The 15,998-nt window shown below is 62.8% G+C and carries 18 protein-coding genes and 1 tRNA gene; 13 read left to right on the top strand and 6 right to left on the bottom strand.

All coding sequences use genetic code 11. The annotated features are described in order from the left end of the window. The first annotated feature begins 1 nt into the window (after nt 1). From E5X88_RS15665 to E5X88_RS15640, 6 genes are all read left to right on the top strand, one after another. Complete coding sequence (locus E5X88_RS15665) at nt 2-868, top strand: carbohydrate ABC transporter permease (protein ID WP_292162736.1); 867 nt, start codon at nt 2-4, stop codon at nt 866-868. Between the two features lie 43 nt (nt 869-911). Next, entirely contained in the window at nt 912-1,790 is an 879-nt protein-coding gene (locus E5X88_RS15660) for a carbohydrate ABC transporter permease (protein WP_292162938.1), read from the top strand. Nucleotides 1,791-1,792: 2 nt separating this feature from the next. Beyond that, complete coding sequence (locus E5X88_RS15655) at nt 1,793-2,074, top strand: DUF2160 domain-containing protein (RefSeq protein WP_292162735.1); 282 nt, start codon at nt 1,793-1,795, stop codon at nt 2,072-2,074. A 77-nt stretch (nt 2,075-2,151) separates the two neighbouring features. Then, nucleotides 2,152-3,876 (top strand): ABC transporter substrate-binding protein, encoded by a 1,725-nt coding sequence (locus tag E5X88_RS15650; RefSeq protein ID WP_292162733.1) that lies wholly within the window; start codon nt 2,152-2,154, stop codon nt 3,874-3,876. A gap of 116 nt (nt 3,877-3,992) precedes the next feature. Beyond that, on the top strand, nt 3,993-5,486 hold the full coding sequence (gene glpK / locus E5X88_RS15645; RefSeq protein ID WP_292162730.1) for a glycerol kinase GlpK: 1,494 nt from the start codon (nt 3,993-3,995) through the stop codon (nt 5,484-5,486). 37 nt (nt 5,487-5,523) lie between these two features. Beyond that, nucleotides 5,524-6,000, top strand: a complete 477-nt coding sequence (locus E5X88_RS15640) for a DUF6882 domain-containing protein (protein WP_292162728.1) — start codon at nt 5,524-5,526, stop codon at nt 5,998-6,000. A 129-nt stretch (nt 6,001-6,129) separates the two neighbouring features. On the opposite strand, the gene E5X88_RS15635 is transcribed toward E5X88_RS15640, so the two are convergent. Continuing rightward, nucleotides 6,130-6,609 carry a BA14K family protein gene (locus E5X88_RS15635; RefSeq protein WP_292162725.1) on the bottom strand — a complete coding sequence of 160 codons (480 nt, stop codon included), beginning with the start codon at nt 6,607-6,609 and terminating at the stop codon, nt 6,130-6,132. Nucleotides 6,610-6,917: 308 nt separating this feature from the next. On the opposite strand from E5X88_RS15635, the gene E5X88_RS15630 reads away from it, so the two are divergent. After that, nucleotides 6,918-6,993: transfer RNA gene (locus E5X88_RS15630), tRNA-Lys, on the top strand. 140 nt (nt 6,994-7,133) lie between these two features. Here E5X88_RS15630 and dprA read toward each other — a convergent pair. The 4 genes from dprA to E5X88_RS15610 are packed head-to-tail and all read right to left on the bottom strand — an operon-like array spanning nt 7,134 to nt 11,119. Continuing rightward, on the bottom strand, nt 7,134-8,270 hold the full coding sequence (dprA, locus tag E5X88_RS15625) for a DNA-processing protein DprA (RefSeq protein ID WP_292162723.1): 1,137 nt from the start codon (nt 8,268-8,270) through the stop codon (nt 7,134-7,136). Further along, nucleotides 8,267-8,854 (bottom strand): glycerol-3-phosphate 1-O-acyltransferase PlsY, encoded by a 588-nt coding sequence (plsY, locus tag E5X88_RS15620; RefSeq protein ID WP_292162719.1) that lies wholly within the window; start codon nt 8,852-8,854, stop codon nt 8,267-8,269. The genes dprA and plsY overlap by 4 nt, the downstream gene beginning before the upstream one ends. Before the next feature lie 19 nt (nt 8,855-8,873). Further along, a complete protein-coding gene (locus E5X88_RS15615; RefSeq protein ID WP_292162716.1) occupies nt 8,874-10,160 on the bottom strand; it encodes a dihydroorotase in 1,287 nt (428 codons plus the stop codon). After that, complete coding sequence (locus E5X88_RS15610; RefSeq protein ID WP_292162714.1) at nt 10,160-11,119, bottom strand: aspartate carbamoyltransferase catalytic subunit; 960 nt, start codon at nt 11,117-11,119, stop codon at nt 10,160-10,162. The genes E5X88_RS15615 and E5X88_RS15610 overlap by 1 nt, the downstream gene beginning before the upstream one ends. A 158-nt stretch (nt 11,120-11,277) precedes the next feature. Here E5X88_RS15610 and E5X88_RS15605 point away from each other — a divergent pair, with 158 nt between their 5' ends. The 3 genes from E5X88_RS15605 (at nt 11,278) to E5X88_RS15595 (ending at nt 13,900) form a co-directional block, all read left to right on the top strand. Beyond that, complete coding sequence (locus tag E5X88_RS15605) at nt 11,278-12,906, top strand: DNA alkylation response protein (RefSeq protein WP_292162710.1); 1,629 nt, start codon at nt 11,278-11,280, stop codon at nt 12,904-12,906. Between the two features lie 128 nt (nt 12,907-13,034). Continuing rightward, on the top strand, nt 13,035-13,589 hold the full coding sequence (locus E5X88_RS15600) for a hypothetical protein (protein WP_292162707.1): 555 nt from the start codon (nt 13,035-13,037) through the stop codon (nt 13,587-13,589). Then, nucleotides 13,589-13,900, top strand: a complete 312-nt coding sequence (locus E5X88_RS15595; RefSeq protein ID WP_292162705.1) for a DUF6105 family protein — start codon at nt 13,589-13,591, stop codon at nt 13,898-13,900. Before E5X88_RS15600 ends, E5X88_RS15595 begins: the two co-directional genes overlap by 1 nt. Here E5X88_RS15595 and ruvX read toward each other — a convergent pair. Beyond that, entirely contained in the window at nt 13,867-14,352 is a 486-nt protein-coding gene (gene ruvX / locus E5X88_RS15590) for a Holliday junction resolvase RuvX (protein WP_292162703.1), read from the bottom strand. The genes E5X88_RS15595 and ruvX overlap by 34 nt on opposite strands. A gap of 101 nt (nt 14,353-14,453) precedes the next feature. Between ruvX and E5X88_RS15585 the strand changes: the two genes are divergently transcribed. The 3 genes from E5X88_RS15585 to gatC all read left to right on the top strand — a co-directional run bounded on the left by E5X88_RS15585 (nt 14,454) and on the right by gatC (nt 15,993). Beyond that, entirely contained in the window at nt 14,454-15,161 is a 708-nt protein-coding gene (locus E5X88_RS15585; RefSeq protein WP_292162702.1) for a metal-dependent hydrolase, read from the top strand. Between the two features lie 35 nt (nt 15,162-15,196). Further along, the gene (locus tag E5X88_RS15580; RefSeq protein WP_292162700.1) at nt 15,197-15,613 is read left to right on the top strand and encodes a hypothetical protein; all 417 of its coding nucleotides are present in this window, start codon (nt 15,197-15,199) and stop codon (nt 15,611-15,613) included. Between the two features lie 92 nt (nt 15,614-15,705). Further along, nucleotides 15,706-15,993 carry an Asp-tRNA(Asn)/Glu-tRNA(Gln) amidotransferase subunit GatC gene (gene gatC, locus E5X88_RS15575; RefSeq protein WP_292162698.1) on the top strand — a complete coding sequence of 96 codons (288 nt, stop codon included), beginning with the start codon at nt 15,706-15,708 and terminating at the stop codon, nt 15,991-15,993. Nucleotides 15,994-15,998 lie beyond the last annotated feature (5 nt).

The raw sequence follows: 15,998 nt of genomic DNA, 5'->3' as shown, positions 1-15,998 counted from the left end.
CATGGACAGAACCTGGAACAACAAGGCCTGGTTCATGGTGCTGCCGGTGCTCCTGCTGGTAGCGTTCTCGGCGGTGATCCCGCTGATGACGGTCGTGAACTACTCGGTGCAGGACACCTTTGGGAACAACGTCTTCTTCTGGGCGGGCTCGGAGTGGTTCGAGGAAATCCTGCATTCCGATCGTTTTTGGGAAGCAATGGGCCGCAACCTGGTCTTTTCGGCCATCATCCTCGTCATCGAGATTCCGCTCGGCATCTTCATTGCGCTCAACATGCCGAAAAAGGGCTGGGGCGTTCCGGTCTGCCTGGTGCTGATGGCGCTGCCGTTGCTCATCCCGTGGAACGTCGTCGGCACGATCTGGCAGGTGTTCGGTCGCGTCGACATCGGCCTGCTCGGCTATTCGCTGCGAGCGCTCGGCTTCAACTACAACTATGTCAACGACCCATTCGACGCCTGGATCACCGTCATCGTCATGGACGTCTGGCACTGGACGAGCCTCGTCGTCTTGCTCTGCTACGCAGGATTGGTCTCGATCCCCGATGCCTACTATCAGGCGGCCAAGATCGACGGGGCGTCGCGCTGGGCGATCTTCCGCTACATCCAGCTGCCGAAGATGAACCGCGTGCTCCTGATCGCGGTTCTGCTGCGCTTCATGGACAGTTTCATGATCTACACCGAGCCGTTCGTCGTCACCGGCGGCGGACCCGGCAATACCACCACTTTCCTGTCGATCGATCTGGTGAAGCTCGCCATCGGGGAGTTCAACCTCGGTGAGGCGGCGGCCATGTCGATCGTCTACTTCTTGATCATCATGCTCCTGTCCTGGGTGTTCTACACCGTCATGACAGCCTACGACGCGGAGCGGTGAGATGGCGCGCCTCGAGGAAACCACGGCCGACGGACGAACGCTGATGCGGCAAACTCCCGCTACCGCGGAAGCGCAGGCGGCGAACGCCACGCTGGCCCGCAAGATGCGGCGGCGGGGCGAGGAGTCGCGGTTCTGGTGGCTGGTGCCGACGATCTACATCATCTTCCTGATGTTGCCGATCTATTGGCTGGTCAACATGAGCTTCAAGACCAACCAGGAGATCCTCGGCGCCTTCTCGCTATGGCCGAGAAACCCGACGATTGCCAACTACATGGTGATCTTCACCGACCCGTCCTGGTACAAGGGTTACGTCAACTCGATCATCTATGTGGTTATGAACACGGTGATCTCCGTCGCCGTGGCGCTTCCGGCAGCCTATGCCTTCTCGCGCTACCGCTTCCTCGGCGACAAGCACCTGTTCTTCTGGCTGCTCACCAACCGCATGGCGCCGCCGGCGGTGTTCGCGCTGCCGTTCTTCCAGCTCTATTCGGCATTCGGGCTGATCGACACGCACATCGCCGTGGCGCTGGCGCATTGCCTGTTCAACGTGCCGCTGGCGGTCTGGATCCTCGAGGGCTTCATGTCGGGCGTGCCAAAGGAAATCGACGAGACCGCCTATATCGACGGCTATTCCTTCCCGCGCTTCTTCCTGAAGATATTCATGCCGCTGATCGCCAGCGGCGTTGGCGTCGCGGCCTTCTTCTGCTTCATGTTCTCGTGGGTGGAACTGCTGATCGCGCGCACGCTGACCACGACCGCCGCCAAGCCGATCGCCGCGATCATGACGCGCACGGTCTCGGCCTCGGGCCTCGACTGGGGCGTGCTGGCCGCGGCCGGCGTGCTGACCATCCTTCCGGGCGCGCTCGTGATCTGGTTCGTGCGCAACTATATCGCCAAGGGCTTTGCCCTGGGGAGGGTGTGATCATGAACCTTACCTGGATGGCATGGACGCTGCCGACGGCGGTGTTTTTCATCACGATCCTGGTGCTGCTCTGCGGCATGGCGGTCTGGGAGTACGTCTCGCCAGGCGGCAACCCCCGGGTTGGCGTGCTGCGCTTCGAGACGACGCGCGGCGACCGTCTCTTCCTATCGCTGCTTGGCAGCGCCTTTATCCATCTCGCTTGGCTGGGTCTTGTCGGACCCAACCTGTGGTGGGCTCTCGCTCTCTCCGTGGTCTACGCCGTCGGCGTGTTCCGCTACGTATAGAGGGGGGAACTGTTGGAGCGGCCGCGTGGCGGCGGCTGCTCCGATCGAACTTAAAACTGAACAGTGGAGGAAAACACATGCGACGGCAATTTTTGACATCAACGACAGCGCTTGTCCTGTTGCTCGGGGCAGGCAACGCCTATGCCGGAATGGACGAGGCAAAAGCTTTCCTTGACAGCGAGATCGGCGACATGTCGACGCTCGATCGGGCTGCCCAGGAAGCCGAGATGCAATGGTTCATCGATGCCGCAAAACCGTTTGCGGGCATGGACATCAAGGTCGTCTCGGAAACCATCACGACGCACGAGTATGAATCGAAGACGCTGGCCAAGGCGTTCGCCGACATAACGGGCATCAAGATCACCCACGATCTGATCGGCGAAGGCGATGTCGTCGAAAAGCTGCAGACGCAGATGCAGTCGGGCGAAAACATCTACGACGCCTATGTCAACGACTCCGATCTGATCGGCACCCATTGGCGCTACCAGCAGGCGCGCAGCCTGACCGACTGGATGGCCAACGAGGGCAAGGATGTCACCAACCCGAACCTCGACCTCGCCGACTTCATCGGCACCAAGTTCACGACGGCTCCGGACGGCGATCTCTACCAGCTTCCCGATCAGCAGTTCGCGAACCTCTACTGGTTCCGCTACGACTGGTTCAATGACGAGAAGAACAAGGCGGACTTCAAGGCCAAGTACGGCTACGAACTCGGCGTGCCGGTCAACTGGTCGGCCTATGAGGACATCGCCGAATTCTTCACCGGCCGCGAGATCGACGGCAAGAAGGTCTACGGCCATATGGATTACGGCAAGAAGGACCCGTCGCTCGGCTGGCGCTTCACCGATGCCTGGCTTTCGATGGCCGGCAATGGCGACAAGGGGCTGCCGAATGGTCTTCCGGTCGACGAATGGGGCATCAAGGTCGACGAGAAGTCGCGGCCCGTCGGCTCCTGCGTGGCTCGGGGTGGCGACACCAATGGTCCGGCGGCGGTCTACTCCATCCAGAAATATCTCGACTGGATGAAGGCTTACGCGCCGGCTGCGGCCCAGGGCATGACCTTCTCGGAGTCCGGGCCGGTTCCGGCGCAGGGCGAAATTGCCCAGCAGATGTTCATGTACACGGCCTTCACCGCCGATATGGTGAAGGACGGTCTTCCCGTCGTGAACGAGGACGGTACGCCGAAATGGCGCTTCGCTCCGTCGCCGCATGGCGTCTACTGGAAGGACGGCATGAAGCTCGGCTACCAGGACGTGGGTTCGTGGACGCTCCTCAAGTCGACGCCTGACGACCGCGCCAAGGCAGCCTGGCTCTACGCGCAGTTCGTCACCTCGAAGACGGTGGACGTGAAAAAGAGCCACGTCGGCCTGACGCTGATCCGCGAGAGCACGATCCAGCACAAGAGCTTCACGGACCGCGCCCCGAAGCTCGGCGGCCTGATCGAGTTCTATCGCTCGCCGGCCCGCGTCCAGTGGTCGCCGACGGGTACCAACGTGCCTGATTATCCGAAGCTGGCACAGCTTTGGTGGCAGGCGATCGGCGATGCCTCGTCGGGTGCCAAAACCCCGCAGGAGGCGATGGACTCGCTCTGTGCCGAGCAGGAAAAGGTGCTTGAGCGGCTCGAGCGTGCCGGCGTGCAAGGCGACATCGGCCCGAAGATGGCCGAGGAAAAGACCCTCGAAGAGTGGAACGCCGATGCCGTCGCCAAGGGCAATCTCGCACCGCAGCTGAAGATCGAGCCGGAGAAGGACAAGCCGCAGACCATCAACTACGACGAGTTGGTCAAGAGCTGGAGCAATTAAGCATCGGGTCCGGGCGTCCGCGCCCGCATCACATCAATCGGGGGAGGCGGCATCTTGCCGTCTCCCCCTGTTTGCGCCGAGGGAGTGGGCCAAGGGAGTAGGCCAAGGGAGTGGGAATGAGCAGCTTTATCCTTGCAATCGACCAGGGGACGACATCGAGCCGGGCGATCGTGTTCGACCGTGAGATGAAAGTCGTGGGCAGCGGGCAGAAGGAATTCACCCAGCATTATCCAGCCTCCGGCTGGGTCGAGCATGATCCGGAACAAATCTGGTCGAGCGTCGTGGCGACGGTGAAAGCTGCGCTGAAGGCGGCTGGCTGCGGCGCATCGGATGTCGCGGCGATCGGCATCACCAACCAGCGCGAGACCGTCGTCATCTGGGACAGAGCGACCGGCAAGCCAATCCACAACGCGATTGTCTGGCAGGACCGGCGCACCGCGCCGCTGTGCCAGAAATTGAAGAAGCAGGGGTTGGAGAAGAAATTCACTCGAAAGACCGGCCTGCTGCTCGATCCGTATTTCTCCGGCACCAAGATCGCCTGGATGCTGGATAAGGTGAAGGGCGCCAGAAAGCGCGCGGAGAAGGGCGAATTGCTGGCGGGCACCATCGACAGCTTTTTGATCTGGCGGCTGACCGGCGGCAAGGTTCACGCCACCGACGCCACCAACGCCTCGCGCACGCTGGTCTACAACATCGAAAAGAATGCCTGGGACGACGAGTTGCTAGCGATCCTGAACATACCGGCAAGAATGCTGCCGCAGGTGAAGGATTGTGCCGACGACTATGGAATCACAGAGAAAAATCTCTTTGGCTCGGAGATAAGAATCCTTGGTGTAGCCGGCGATCAGCACGCGGCCACCATTGGCCAGGCCTGTTTCGAGCCGGGCATGATGAAGTCCACCTATGGCACGGGCTGCTTCGCGCTGCTCAACACCGGCAGCGATCTGGTGCGCTCGAAGAACCGACTGTTGACGACCATCGCCTACAGGCTGAACGGCAAGACCACCTATGCATTGGAAGGGTCGATTTTCATTGCGGGTGCCGCCGTGCAGTGGTTGCGCGACGGCATCAAGGTGATCGGCAAGGCCGAGCAGAGCGGCGTGCTGGCGGCGGGCGCCGACCCGACTCAAGAAGTCTATCTGGTGCCGGCTTTCGTCGGGCTTGGCGCGCCGCATTGGGACGCCGAGGCGCGCGGCGCCATCTTCGGGCTGACCCGCAATTCGGGCCCGGCGGAATTTGCCCGCGCCGCGCTGGAATCCGTGGCTTTTCAGACGCGCGACCTGCTCGACGCCATGCGCAAGGATTGGAAGGGCGCGTCAGCGAAAACCGTTCTCAGGGTCGACGGCGGCATGGTTGCCTCGGACTGGACCATGCAACGGCTGGCCGACATCCTCGATGCGCCGGTCGACCGCCCGACCATCCTGGAGACGACCGCGCTCGGCGCGGCATGGCTGGCCGGTTCGAAGGCGGGTGTCTGGCCGAAGGCAAGGGACTTCGCCAAGAGCTGGGCGCTGGAGCGTCGGTTCAAACCGGATATGAATGTCTCGGTACGTTCCGCAAAGCTGGCGGGTTGGCGCGATGCTGTGCGCAGGACGTTGAGCGTGCAATAAGAAGGTGGCGAGAAGATCGTGCTGGGGTGAACCGGGAATGGATCCAGACTGGTATGCTGCTTGGCGCGAAGAGGCTTTCGAACAGCTGAACGCCAAGAATACACGCTTGCAGAATGAGTTCCGCCTCGGTAGTTGGCCCCGCTATGACTACGACCTGAAGGCTGGAAAGCTTCTGTTCTCAGAGGAAGGGGTCGTCAAGGTCGTCACCGAAATCCAGATTGCGGGCAGTACGAGCGGCGAGGCCCGCAACTGGCTCTGGGCATGGGCAAATTCAAACTTGCCTGGCGAGCTGCTTAGCGATGCAAAGCTGGTTCGATCCTTCGGAGAGAAGAACGGCATTGACGAATTGGCTCAACCTTATGTGACGGATACGGACAACGACCTGGAAGCGCTCGGTTGGGAACTGGCCGGGGCAATGGTTCGAATTTGCAACGCCCTTGGCGCCTATCGCTCTCCGCGCGGCGAAGGCGGAGGCCTATATCTGATCCTGAAAAACATCAGTTGGGCAAACTGAACACGTGTCCGTCTTCCCGCGCATTCGGGACACCATGGCAGCGATACTGACTTTCGTCGCCCAGAAGAAAAACCCGCGCCGTTGCCGGCGCGGGCTCCTCAACAACCCTTACTCAACTTTGCCCGGGCTTTATCCATAGGGCGAATAGCACTGCCGACGCGGGCCGTTGTAAGGCTGGTACGTATTGTCATAGGCCCGGTAGGATCTGTAGCGGTTGTAGCACCACTCCGTGTGGGAATCGCCCCGATAGACGCGGTTCTGGTTGTTGATGATCGCGCCGGTGATCAGCGCGCCAGTGGCGAAGGCAGCCAGCGGGAACCAGTAATCGCCATGGCGGCGATAGCCGCGACGATAATAGCGATAGCCGCGATGGCCGCGCCAATACCTGCCGTCGTCACGCGAGAAACTACGACGAAAATCGCGACGGGAAAAATCGCGATCGCGGTTGAAACTACGCCTCCACCGCCTGTGGTCGACAGTCTGGACATCCGACGAGACACCCTGACCTAGCGGCACGTAAGTGGGCTGGGCGTTGACGGGCACGATCTCCGCTACAGCGAATGATGCTGACAGCGCGGTCGCCAGCAAGCCCGACATGATCCTGTTCATGATCTTCTCCTTGAAAAGGGCTGTCCCTTGTAGCGACAAAAACGAGCAGGCGACGCAATTGTTCCGCGAAAAAAAGCAAGCTGCTGATTTATAACGTTTCTCTCAAATGTTCTCCCGCCCGTCCTCGACGAAATGTCGGCGTTGAGCTTGTCTTGCCAGAGGCCGTTCCGCCTTTTGCCGAAGCAGCGTGCGAGGCGCTGCGAGAGTGTGGAAAAGCCCGGCTGGCGCGCCCTCTTTTTCCGGTTGACCGGTCGCGGCACTCTCCCTATGTTCCGCGCAATTTCGAGGGCGGCATTCTGAGCCCGCGGGAGCGCGTAGCTCAGCCGGTAGAGCAACTGACTTTTAATCAGTAGGTCCAGGGTTCGAATCCCTGCGCGCTCACCATTATTTCATATGTAACTTCAATAGCTTAGTTTTTGGCGTCTGGAAGTGAGCCGGAGCCGTGCGATTTTTGCAACCCGTGCGGTTTCAAAAAGCCGCAGACGCGATCACGCGATGCTCCCGGCTGCCGACTCTGTTAAATATCAAAAATCTCCGAAAACCAGCGACACGTTCCCGCCTGCATGCCGCTCCAGCCGGCCGGCGAGGTCGAGTTCCAGCAGCACCATGAAAACCTGAGCGGGATGCAGGCCGGTGTGGCGGATGATTTCGTCGACCGCCACCGGCGTCGGGCCGAGGGCTTCGACGACGCGGGCGCGGTCGTCCTCGCCGGGCGGCGGCGTTGCCGAAAAGTCGGGCGGCTCCCCGAGCGGCGGAGTCCTCGGTGCCAGAGCCCCGACCAATGGCGCGATCGCGCTGGAAATGTCCGAAGCCTCGGTGACCAGGGTGGCGCCGTCCTTGAGCAAGGCGTTGGTGCCGGCGGCGCGCGGATCGAGCGGCGAGCCGGGGACGGCGAAGACCAGCCGGCCCATCTCGCCGGCAAGCCTGGCGCTGATCAGCGAGCCGGAGCGTTGCGCGGCTTCGACCACGACCAGCCCCAGTGCTGCACCGGCGACAAGGCGGTTGCGGCGCGGAAAATCCTGGGCGCGCGGCTGCCAGCCGAACGGCATCTCCGAAATGATGGCGCCACCGCGCTCGGCAATCTCGTTGCATAGTCCGGCATTCTCGGGCGGGTAGGGCAGGTCGAGACCGCCGGCCAGCACACCGATCGTGCCGGTGGCGAGGCTGCCCTGATGTGCTGCCGTGTCGATGCCGCGCGCCAGGCCGGAGACGATGCCGTAGCCGTCGCGGCCGAGTTCGGTGGCCAGCGTCCGCGCCATCTTGATACCGGCCAGCGAGGCGTTGCGGGCGCCGACGATGGCGACTGCCGGCAGCCGGAACACTGCGCCTTCGCCCTTGACCGCGAGCAGCGGCGGTGGGTGGTCCATGCTTTTCATCAATGACGGATAGTCGGCCTCACCGATGCCGACGAAGCGGGCACCGGCCCGGCGGGCTGTCTCCAGCTCCGCCTCGGCCTCGGCAATCGAGGGGATGCGGACGATCTTTCTGGCGCCGCCCGAAATCATCAGCTCGGGCAACATCTCGAGCGCCGTCTCGGCCGAGCCGAAGCGGTTGATCAGGTCGCGAAAGGTGGCCGGGCCAACATTCGGCGTGCGGATCAAACGAAGCCAGCTCAACCGCTGCCGGTCGCTGAGGCGCGGCCCGGCGGTGCGCTGGCTCACTCCTTGGCCCCGATCTTGCCCTCGGTGCCGGCCAGCAGCCGCGCAATATTGGCCCGGTGTTTTATGATGACGATCAGGCTCATCAACGCGAACAGCCCGGCAATCTGCGGCGTGCTGAGGACATAGAGCGCGATCGGCACAACGACCGCAGCCGTCAGCGCCGCCAGCGAGGAGTAGCGGAACAGGAAAGCAACGGCCAGCCAGACGACGGCGAAGATGAGCGCCACCTGCCAGGCAAGGCCGATCAGCACGCCGAGATAGGTAGCAACCCCCTTGCCGCCCTTGAAGCCGAGCCAGACCGGAAAGAGATGGCCGAAAAAGGCGCCGAGGCCGGCCCAAGGCCCGAGCTCCGGGGCAAAGCGACCGGCGATCAGCACGGCCGCCGTGCCTTTCAGCGCGTCGAGCAGCAGCGTGGCGGCGGCCAGGCCTTTGTTGCCGGTACGCAGCACGTTGGTGGCGCCGATATTGCCGGAGCCGATATTGCGGACGTCGCCGAGGCCGGCGGCACGGGTGATCAGAAGCCCGAACGGGATCGAGCCGAGCAGATAGCCGAACACCAGCGCCAAGACGATGCCGTAAGCCATTGTTCCCCCGAATATGCCCCTAGGCCGAAAACACTGTGCGGCCCGCCACCATCGTTTGCAAGACCTTGCCCTGCAGCCGCGCGCCTTCGAAACAGGTGTTTTTCGAGCGCGAACGGATGCCGCTTTCACTGACGATCCATGGCTCGTCCAGATCGACCAGCGCAAGATCGGCGGCAGCGCCCGGCTTCAGGGTGCCGCCGGGCAGACCGAACAGCCTTGCCGGTGCGGTGGACAAGGTCGCGACCAGCCTGAGAAGTGTCACATCGCCATTATGATAGAGCCGCAGTGCCGCGCCCAGCAGCGTCTCCAACCCGATGGCGCCGGCCGCCGCGTCGGCGAAGGGCAGCCGCTTGGTGTCGACGTCCTGCGGATCGTGCGAAGAGACGATGATGTCGATCGTGCCGTCCTTGACGGCCTCGATCATCGCCAGCCGGTCCTCCTCGGCGCGCAGCGGCGGCGTCAGCCGGAAGAAGGTGCGGTATTCGCCGACATCGTTTTCGTTGAGCGACAGATTGTGGATCGACACGCCTGATGTGACATTCGCGCCGTCGGCCTTTGCCCGCGTCACTGCGTTTGCCGCCATGGCCGTCGAGATCTTGGCCGCGTGATAGGCGCCGCCGGTCAGCCGCGCCAGCGCAAGATCGCGCTCCAGCGGGATGGACTCGGCCTCGCGCGGAATGCCGGCAAGGCCGAGCCAGCTTGCATAGAGGCCTTCGTTCATGACGCCTGATGAAGCGAGGTCGGCGTCTTGGGTTTCGTGCGCGATCACACCGCCAAAATCGCGCGCATAGGTCAGCGCGCGGCGCATCACCAGTGCACTGGCGATGGTGTGCCGCCCATCGGTGAAGGCGACCGCGCCGGCCTCGCGCAGCAGGCCGAATTCGGTCATTTCTCGGCCTTCGAGGCCCTTGGTGATCGCCGCCGCCGGAAAGATGTTGACGATGGCCGTGTCCTTGGCGGTGCGCAGCACGAACTCGACCAGCGCGACATTGTCGATCACCGGGTCGGTGTCGGGCATCATGACGACGGAGGTGACGCCGCCGGCGGCCGCCGCCATGCTGGCCGAAGCAATGGTTTCGCGGTGTTCGCCGCCGGGTTCGCCGATGAAGACGCGCGCATCGATCAGGCCGGGGATGATCGCATTGCCGGAGCAGTCGATGACGGTAGCATCTTGCGGAGCGCCCTGGTTCAAGGCCGCCTTGCCGGCAGCGACGATCTTGCGGCCTTCGACAATGACCGTGCCGACCTCATCGATGCCGCGCGATGGGTCGACGATGCGGGCCTGGCTGAAGACCGTTGTGCCCATCAGGCAACCTCGCGATTGCGGCGGGGATCGAGCAGCGCTTCCATCACCGCCATGCGCACGGCGACACCCATCTCCACCTGTTCCTGGATCACGCTCTGCGGACCGTCGGCGATTTCCGAGGCGATCTCGACGCCGCGGTTCATCGGGCCTGGATGCATGACCAGAGCGTCGTCCTTGGCAGCCTTCAGCTTCTCGGCATCGAGGCCGAAATAGCGGAAATATTCGCGCACCGAAGGCACGAAGGCGCCTTCCATCCGCTCGCGCTGCAGGCGTAGCATCATCACCACATCCGCGTCCTTGAGGCCCTCGGCCATCGAGCGGGTGACGATCACGCCCATTTTCTCGATGCCGGTGGGCAGAAGCGTCGACGGCGCCACGACGCGGACCTGGGCGCCGAGCGCGTTGAGCAGCATGATGTTGGAGCGCGCCACGCGCGAATGCAGGATGTCGCCGCAGATCGCTACGATCAGCTTCGACAGTGGACCCTTGGCTCGGCGGATGGTCAGCGCGTCGAGCAGCGCCTGCGTCGGGTGCTCATGGGCGCCGTCGCCGGCATTGATCACCGAGCAGCCGACCTTTTGCGCCAGCAGTGCCGCAGCACCCGCCGACTGGTGGCGGATGATCAGGATGTCGGGGCGCATGGCGTTCAGCGTCATCGCCGTGTCGATCAGCGTCTCGCCCTTCTTTACCGAAGAGCTTGCCACCGACATGTTCATGACGTCGGCCCCGAGCCGCTTTCCGGCAAGCTCGAACGACGACTGCGTGCGGGTCGAGGCCTCGTAGAAGAGATTGATCTGGGTGCGGCCGCGCAGCGTCGAGGTCTTCTTCTCCGACTGCCGCGAGATGGCGACCGCCCGATCGGCCCTGTCCAGCAAAAGCTCGATATCGGCGGGGGAAAGATCGCGGATGCCCAGAAGGTGGCTGTGGGGATACAGTGGCAGGGACGAAGCGTCGGTCATCTCAAGGCGCTGCTATAGGGTGGAGGACCTTTGGCTGCAAGCACCAGCTTTGGATTGCGGCCTTTCTCCCCGGTATTTTCGTCGCGCGCGTTGCGCGGCTTGGGTTATAAACCGCTGATGGCTTCGGATTCGTGGCCTTGTGATGATAAGGACAATGCGTGACCGACGACGTGACCAACCAGCCGCCGCCGCTGGCAGGCGGCAACGCCTGGCGGGGCGATCCGTTGCTGATCCAGCTTGCCGAACGTTTTTCCGATCCCGTGCGCAAGGATCTCGATGGGCTTGGCCGTTTCGTGCTGACGCAGGAGGCACAGGAACTGGCCCGCCTCGCCAATGTCGAGACGCCGAAGCTCAGAACCCATGACCGCCAGGGCCGGCGCATCGATCTGGTCGAGTTCCACCCCGCCTACCATGCGCTGATGCGCCGCTCGATGGCGAACGGGCTGCATTCGTCGGTCTGGGAAAATGGCGACGCCGAGATCGGCCGCCGTCATCAGGTGCGCGCCGCCCGTTTCTATCTGACGGCCGAGCTCGAAACCGGACATCTCTGTCCCATCACCATGACCAGCGCGTCGCTGGCAGCGCTGATGGCCAACCCAAAACTGTTTCGCGAATGGGCGCCGCGTGTAACGACACGCAAATACGACCAGAGCCAGAAGCCGCCGGTCGAAAAGACCGGGCTGACGCTCGGCATGGGCATGACCGAGAAGCAGGGCGGCACCGATGTCCGCGCCAACGTCACTAAGGCCGAGCGCGTCGGCAGCGGCTTCTATCGGCTGACCGGCCACAAATGGTTCATGTCGGCGCCGATGTCGGATGCGTTCCTGGTGCTTGGACAGGCGCCGGAGGGGCTTTCGTGCTTTCTCGTTCCCCGCATTCTCGGCGATGGGTCGGGCAACGGCTTTCGCTTCCAGCGGCTGAAGGACAAGCTTGGCAACCGCTCCAACGCCTCGTCCGAAGTGGAGTTCGTCAACGCCATCGGCGAGATGGTCGGCGAGCCCGGGGCGGGCGTCAAGACGATTATGGACATGGTGACGCTGACCCGGCTCGACTGCGCGATCGCCTCGTCGGCGATCATGCGAGCCGGGCTGGCCGAGGCCGTCCACCACACCCGTTACCGGCAGGTGTTCGGAACCAATCTGATCGAGCAGCCGCTGATGCAGCGCGTACTGGCCGACATGGCGCTCGACGTCGCTGCCGCCACCGCGCTGTCGTTCCGGCTGGCGCGCTCCTTCGACGAGGCCGCCAGTGACCGTGGCGAGGCGGCCTTCGCTCGCGCCATGACGCCGGTCGTCAAATACTGGGTCTGCAAGATCGCGCCGCCGCTGCTCTACGAGGCGATGGAGTGTCTCGGCGGTAACGGCTATGTCGAGGAGGCGCCGCTCGCCCGCTACTATCGCGAAGCTCCGGTCAACGCGATCTGGGAGGGATCCGGCAACGTCATGGCGCTTGACGTGCTGCGCGTGCTGGGGCGTGCGCCCGGCCTGTTCGAGGAGGTGCTGGCTGGCATCGATCGCGATCTCGGCGCCGGTGGGCGCGGCACCATCGGCGTGCTCAAGGCGGCAATGCAGGTCGCGGCAACGGACGAGGGCTCGGCCCGGCTGCTCACCGAACAGCTAGCACTGTCGGCGGCGGCGGCGGAGCTTCGCAGGCTGGGGGCAGGGCGGATCGCCGACGCTTTCGTCGAAACGCGTCTCGCCGGCCAATGGCGCAACACCTATGGCATGCTCGATTCGCGCCATGACGCGCGCATGATCATCGACACGCTCTATCCGCCAGTCACCTGAGAAGGGCTTCGGAAGGTCTCCGCGTCGTCTATCGCGCCGCTGTGGATGACCGTTAACCTTAACAAATGGTTTCCATTGCGGTGACAGGTCGTAAAGCCCACTGTTCTGTCTACAGAAGCAGGAAAGCCATGCGGCACATATTGAGCTCCTTTCTGGCCTTGCACTGGGCAGTCGTTTTCGCCCTGCTGGCGTTCATCTGCATCGACGGCAATCGCGGTGTTGCGGCAGCGCTTGGCGTGCTTGGCGTCGCCGTTCAGAACACCCGCTTCGTCGACCTCGAAAACGCTATCGTCGTGGCGCCGCTTGCCGTAGCGCTGCTTGTCGTCGCGGTGCTGTTCTGCTGGGCCTTTATCGAAACGCTGACCAGCGACCCGGCAAATCCAGATGACAGCGTCACGCGGATCGCCTTCATCTGCGCCTCCGGCGTGCTGTCGCTAGTCGTTGTCGGTGGCGCCGCGCAAGGCGTCAACGGGCTGTTCATGGCGGTCGCGGTGCAACTGGCGGCACTGCTGGCTTCGTATGCCGTCATGCTCGCGGAGCGGCGGTCGGCCTCTGCCGCGGCGGTTCCGGGCACGGGCGAAATCCGTGCCGCCGCGCATGTGATGGCAAAGGCGGCGGCGCACAACTCGTCGCTCTCCCGTATTTCCGGCCGGCCGGACACGAACTTGAGGGATGGCCACTGATGCGCACCTTGTTCGCACTGTGGGCCGCCCCGCTCGCCCTATTCTGGGGCTGGTTCTTCCTGTCGCTCAACGACATCAATTTCGGCTATGTCATGCTGAGCCGTCAATTGCATGACCTCGTCTTCCAGCTCTATGGGGAGATGCTTGGCGTTGATCCAGCGCTCATTCCCGGCATGGTGGCAAAGGCCTGCTTCGTCGACAGTTTGCTGCTCCTGGCGTTTTGGGCGTTTCGCCGCCGCCGGGTGATCGGCGGCTGGATCAGGGTAATGCGCGACCGCTATTTCGACCAGGCATCGACGCCGAGCGCCTGAAGCCGGTCGAGAACGCCCTGCAGAATAAAGGCCGCCGCGGCCGAATCGATCTTGCCGGCGCGTTTGCGGCGCGAAAAATCCATCTCGATCAACGTCCGTTCGGCTGCCACCGTCGACAGCCGCTCGTCCCACAAGACGAAGGGCAGGTCGGTCACACCAGCCATGTTGCGGACGAAAGCGCGGGATTTCTGGGCACGCGGGCCTTCCGACCCGTCCATGTTGACCGGCAGGCCGAGCACCACGGCGCCGGCATTCTCCTTCTGCAGCAAGGCGAGCAGCGCTGCAGCATCCAGCGAGAATTTCCTGCGCATGATGACGGGGCGCGGATGGGCGAAGGCAAAGCCCCGGTCGGAAACCGCGACGCCAATCGTCTTGTCGCCGAGATCGAGCCCAGCCAGCGTCTTGCCGCCGCCGAGCCGCGCCGGCAACTCTTCGATCGTGATGATGCTCAAACGGCTTTCCTTCGACTGCACCCCGCAAAGGACGCTGTGGCACTTTAATTTTGCTGCTGGCGTTCTATCCTTTGCCGAAGCAAAAATCGAGGAAGGCATTCATGAAACTGACCTGGTACGGACATTCCGCATTCCGCATCGAAACCGCTGACGCGAAAATCCTCATCGATCCCTATCTGGTTGGCAATCCGTCATGGACGGGCGGCTGGGAAGGACCAGCGGAAGGGGTCACGCATGTCCTTTTGACCCACGGCCATAGCGATCACATCAGCGGTGCGCTCGAAGTCCTTGGGAAAAGCGGGGCCATGCTGGTCGCCAATTTCGAGGTCTGTATGTACCTGGTCGGCAAGGGCGCCAGCGACAAGAAGATCAATCCCGGCAATATCGGCGGCACGGTCGATTGCGGCGGTTTCACTGCCACCTTCGTCCAGGCGCTGCATTCATCGTCGTTCCCGGGTGACAATGGTCAGAACACCTATCTTGGCAATCCGGGCGGGCTCGTCCTGCATTTTCCGGAGGACAAGACGCTTTATCATATGGGCGACACCGACATCTTTTCCGACATGGCGCTGATCAACGAATTGCACGAGCCGAAGATCGGCATCGTGCCGGTTGGCGACCGCTTCACCATGGGTGGTGCGGTGGCAGCCCTTGCCTGCCGGCGCTTCTTTCAGTTCGAGACTGTCATCCCCAGTCACTTCGGCACGTTCCCGATCATCGATCAGACGGCCGACAAGTTCGTGGCGGGTATGGAGGGTTCCGGCGTGAACGTGGCATTGCCGAAGATCGGCGAGACGATTAGTTTGTAGAAGACGCCAGGTAGACGCCAGAATGGAATGAGAACATGATTTCGAGGGGACTTCTTTGCATTTCCATTCTGGCTGTGTCCTTCCCGGCGCCCGCCGCGGAGGACTTCATCGAAGGCGTCTATCTCGAGTCGGAGGAGCTCTGTGCGCAGGCCAAGAAGGACACGCTGGATACGGTGATCGAAGCCGGCAACACCGTGCTGACGGCGCGTGGCCTGCAAGGCGTCGAATATGATTGCGAGTTCCTTCAAATCACCAAGGCGACGCTCTCGCCGAGCTGGGCGGTGACGGCCATTTGTCAGGAGCCGGGCCATGTCTTTCCGGACGTTCTCTCCGTGACGCAATTGAGCCCGAAGCAGATCGATCTGGTATCGGTTCGGCCCGTGGACGACGAAAGCGAGGCGAGCGGCAACGGCGGCAGCTATTTCCTCTGCGACGGTGTGGCCCTGCCATAGACCTTCTGGCTCGGTTCTTGGCATGATGCATGTTGCGCGGCACACGCCGCGCCGCTATAGCGCGGACTGGTTTTCCCGAGGCACAAACAAATATGTCCGTTGATCTTCAGACTGTGAAGCGTGTCGCGCGTCTCGCCCGTATCGCGGTGAGCGAGGAGGATGCCGAGCGCATGACCGGCGAGCTGAACGCCATTCTGGGCTTTGTCGAGCAGTTGAACGAGGTCGACGTTTCCGGCGTCGAGCCGATGACCTCGGTGATACCGATGGAGATGAAGAAACGCCAGGATGTCGTCACCGATGGTGGCAAGGCTGCCGATATCGTCGCCAATGCGCCGGCGACCGAAGAGAATTTCTTCCTCGTTCCGAAGGTCGTGGAGTAGGCAGC

Source organism: Mesorhizobium sp., from assembly GCF_004962245.1.
Lineage (GTDB): Bacteria > Pseudomonadota > Alphaproteobacteria > Rhizobiales > Rhizobiaceae > Mesorhizobium.
Note: the sequence above shows the minus strand (reverse complement) of the source record. Positions and strands in the feature narration are given on the sequence as shown.

Coding starts and splice junctions, on each gene's coding strand:
- glpK (WP_292162730.1), top strand. CDS start 3,993: ATGAGCAGCTTTATCCTTGCAATCGACCAGGGGACGACATCGAGCCGG.
- E5X88_RS15585 (WP_292162702.1), top strand. CDS start 14,454: ATGAAACTGACCTGGTACGGACATTCCGCATTCCGCATCGAAACCGCT.
- E5X88_RS15615 (WP_292162716.1), bottom strand. CDS start 10,160: ATGGGCACAACGGTCTTCAGCCAGGCCCGCATCGTCGACCCATCGCGC.
- E5X88_RS15595 (WP_292162705.1), top strand. CDS start 13,589: ATGCGCACCTTGTTCGCACTGTGGGCCGCCCCGCTCGCCCTATTCTGG.
- E5X88_RS15665 (WP_292162736.1), top strand. CDS start 2: ATGGACAGAACCTGGAACAACAAGGCCTGGTTCATGGTGCTGCCGGTG.
- E5X88_RS15650 (WP_292162733.1), top strand. CDS start 2,152: ATGCGACGGCAATTTTTGACATCAACGACAGCGCTTGTCCTGTTGCTC.
- E5X88_RS15655 (WP_292162735.1), top strand. CDS start 1,793: ATGAACCTTACCTGGATGGCATGGACGCTGCCGACGGCGGTGTTTTTC.
- E5X88_RS15635 (WP_292162725.1), bottom strand. CDS start 6,609: ATGAACAGGATCATGTCGGGCTTGCTGGCGACCGCGCTGTCAGCATCA.
- E5X88_RS15600 (WP_292162707.1), top strand. CDS start 13,035: ATGCGGCACATATTGAGCTCCTTTCTGGCCTTGCACTGGGCAGTCGTT.
- E5X88_RS15640 (WP_292162728.1), top strand. CDS start 5,524: ATGGATCCAGACTGGTATGCTGCTTGGCGCGAAGAGGCTTTCGAACAG.
- gatC (WP_292162698.1), top strand. CDS start 15,706: ATGTCCGTTGATCTTCAGACTGTGAAGCGTGTCGCGCGTCTCGCCCGT.
- E5X88_RS15610 (WP_292162714.1), bottom strand. CDS start 11,119: ATGACCGACGCTTCGTCCCTGCCACTGTATCCCCACAGCCACCTTCTG.
- E5X88_RS15660 (WP_292162938.1), top strand. CDS start 912: ATGCGGCAAACTCCCGCTACCGCGGAAGCGCAGGCGGCGAACGCCACG.
- E5X88_RS15580 (WP_292162700.1), top strand. CDS start 15,197: ATGATTTCGAGGGGACTTCTTTGCATTTCCATTCTGGCTGTGTCCTTC.
- plsY (WP_292162719.1), bottom strand. CDS start 8,854: ATGGCTTACGGCATCGTCTTGGCGCTGGTGTTCGGCTATCTGCTCGGC.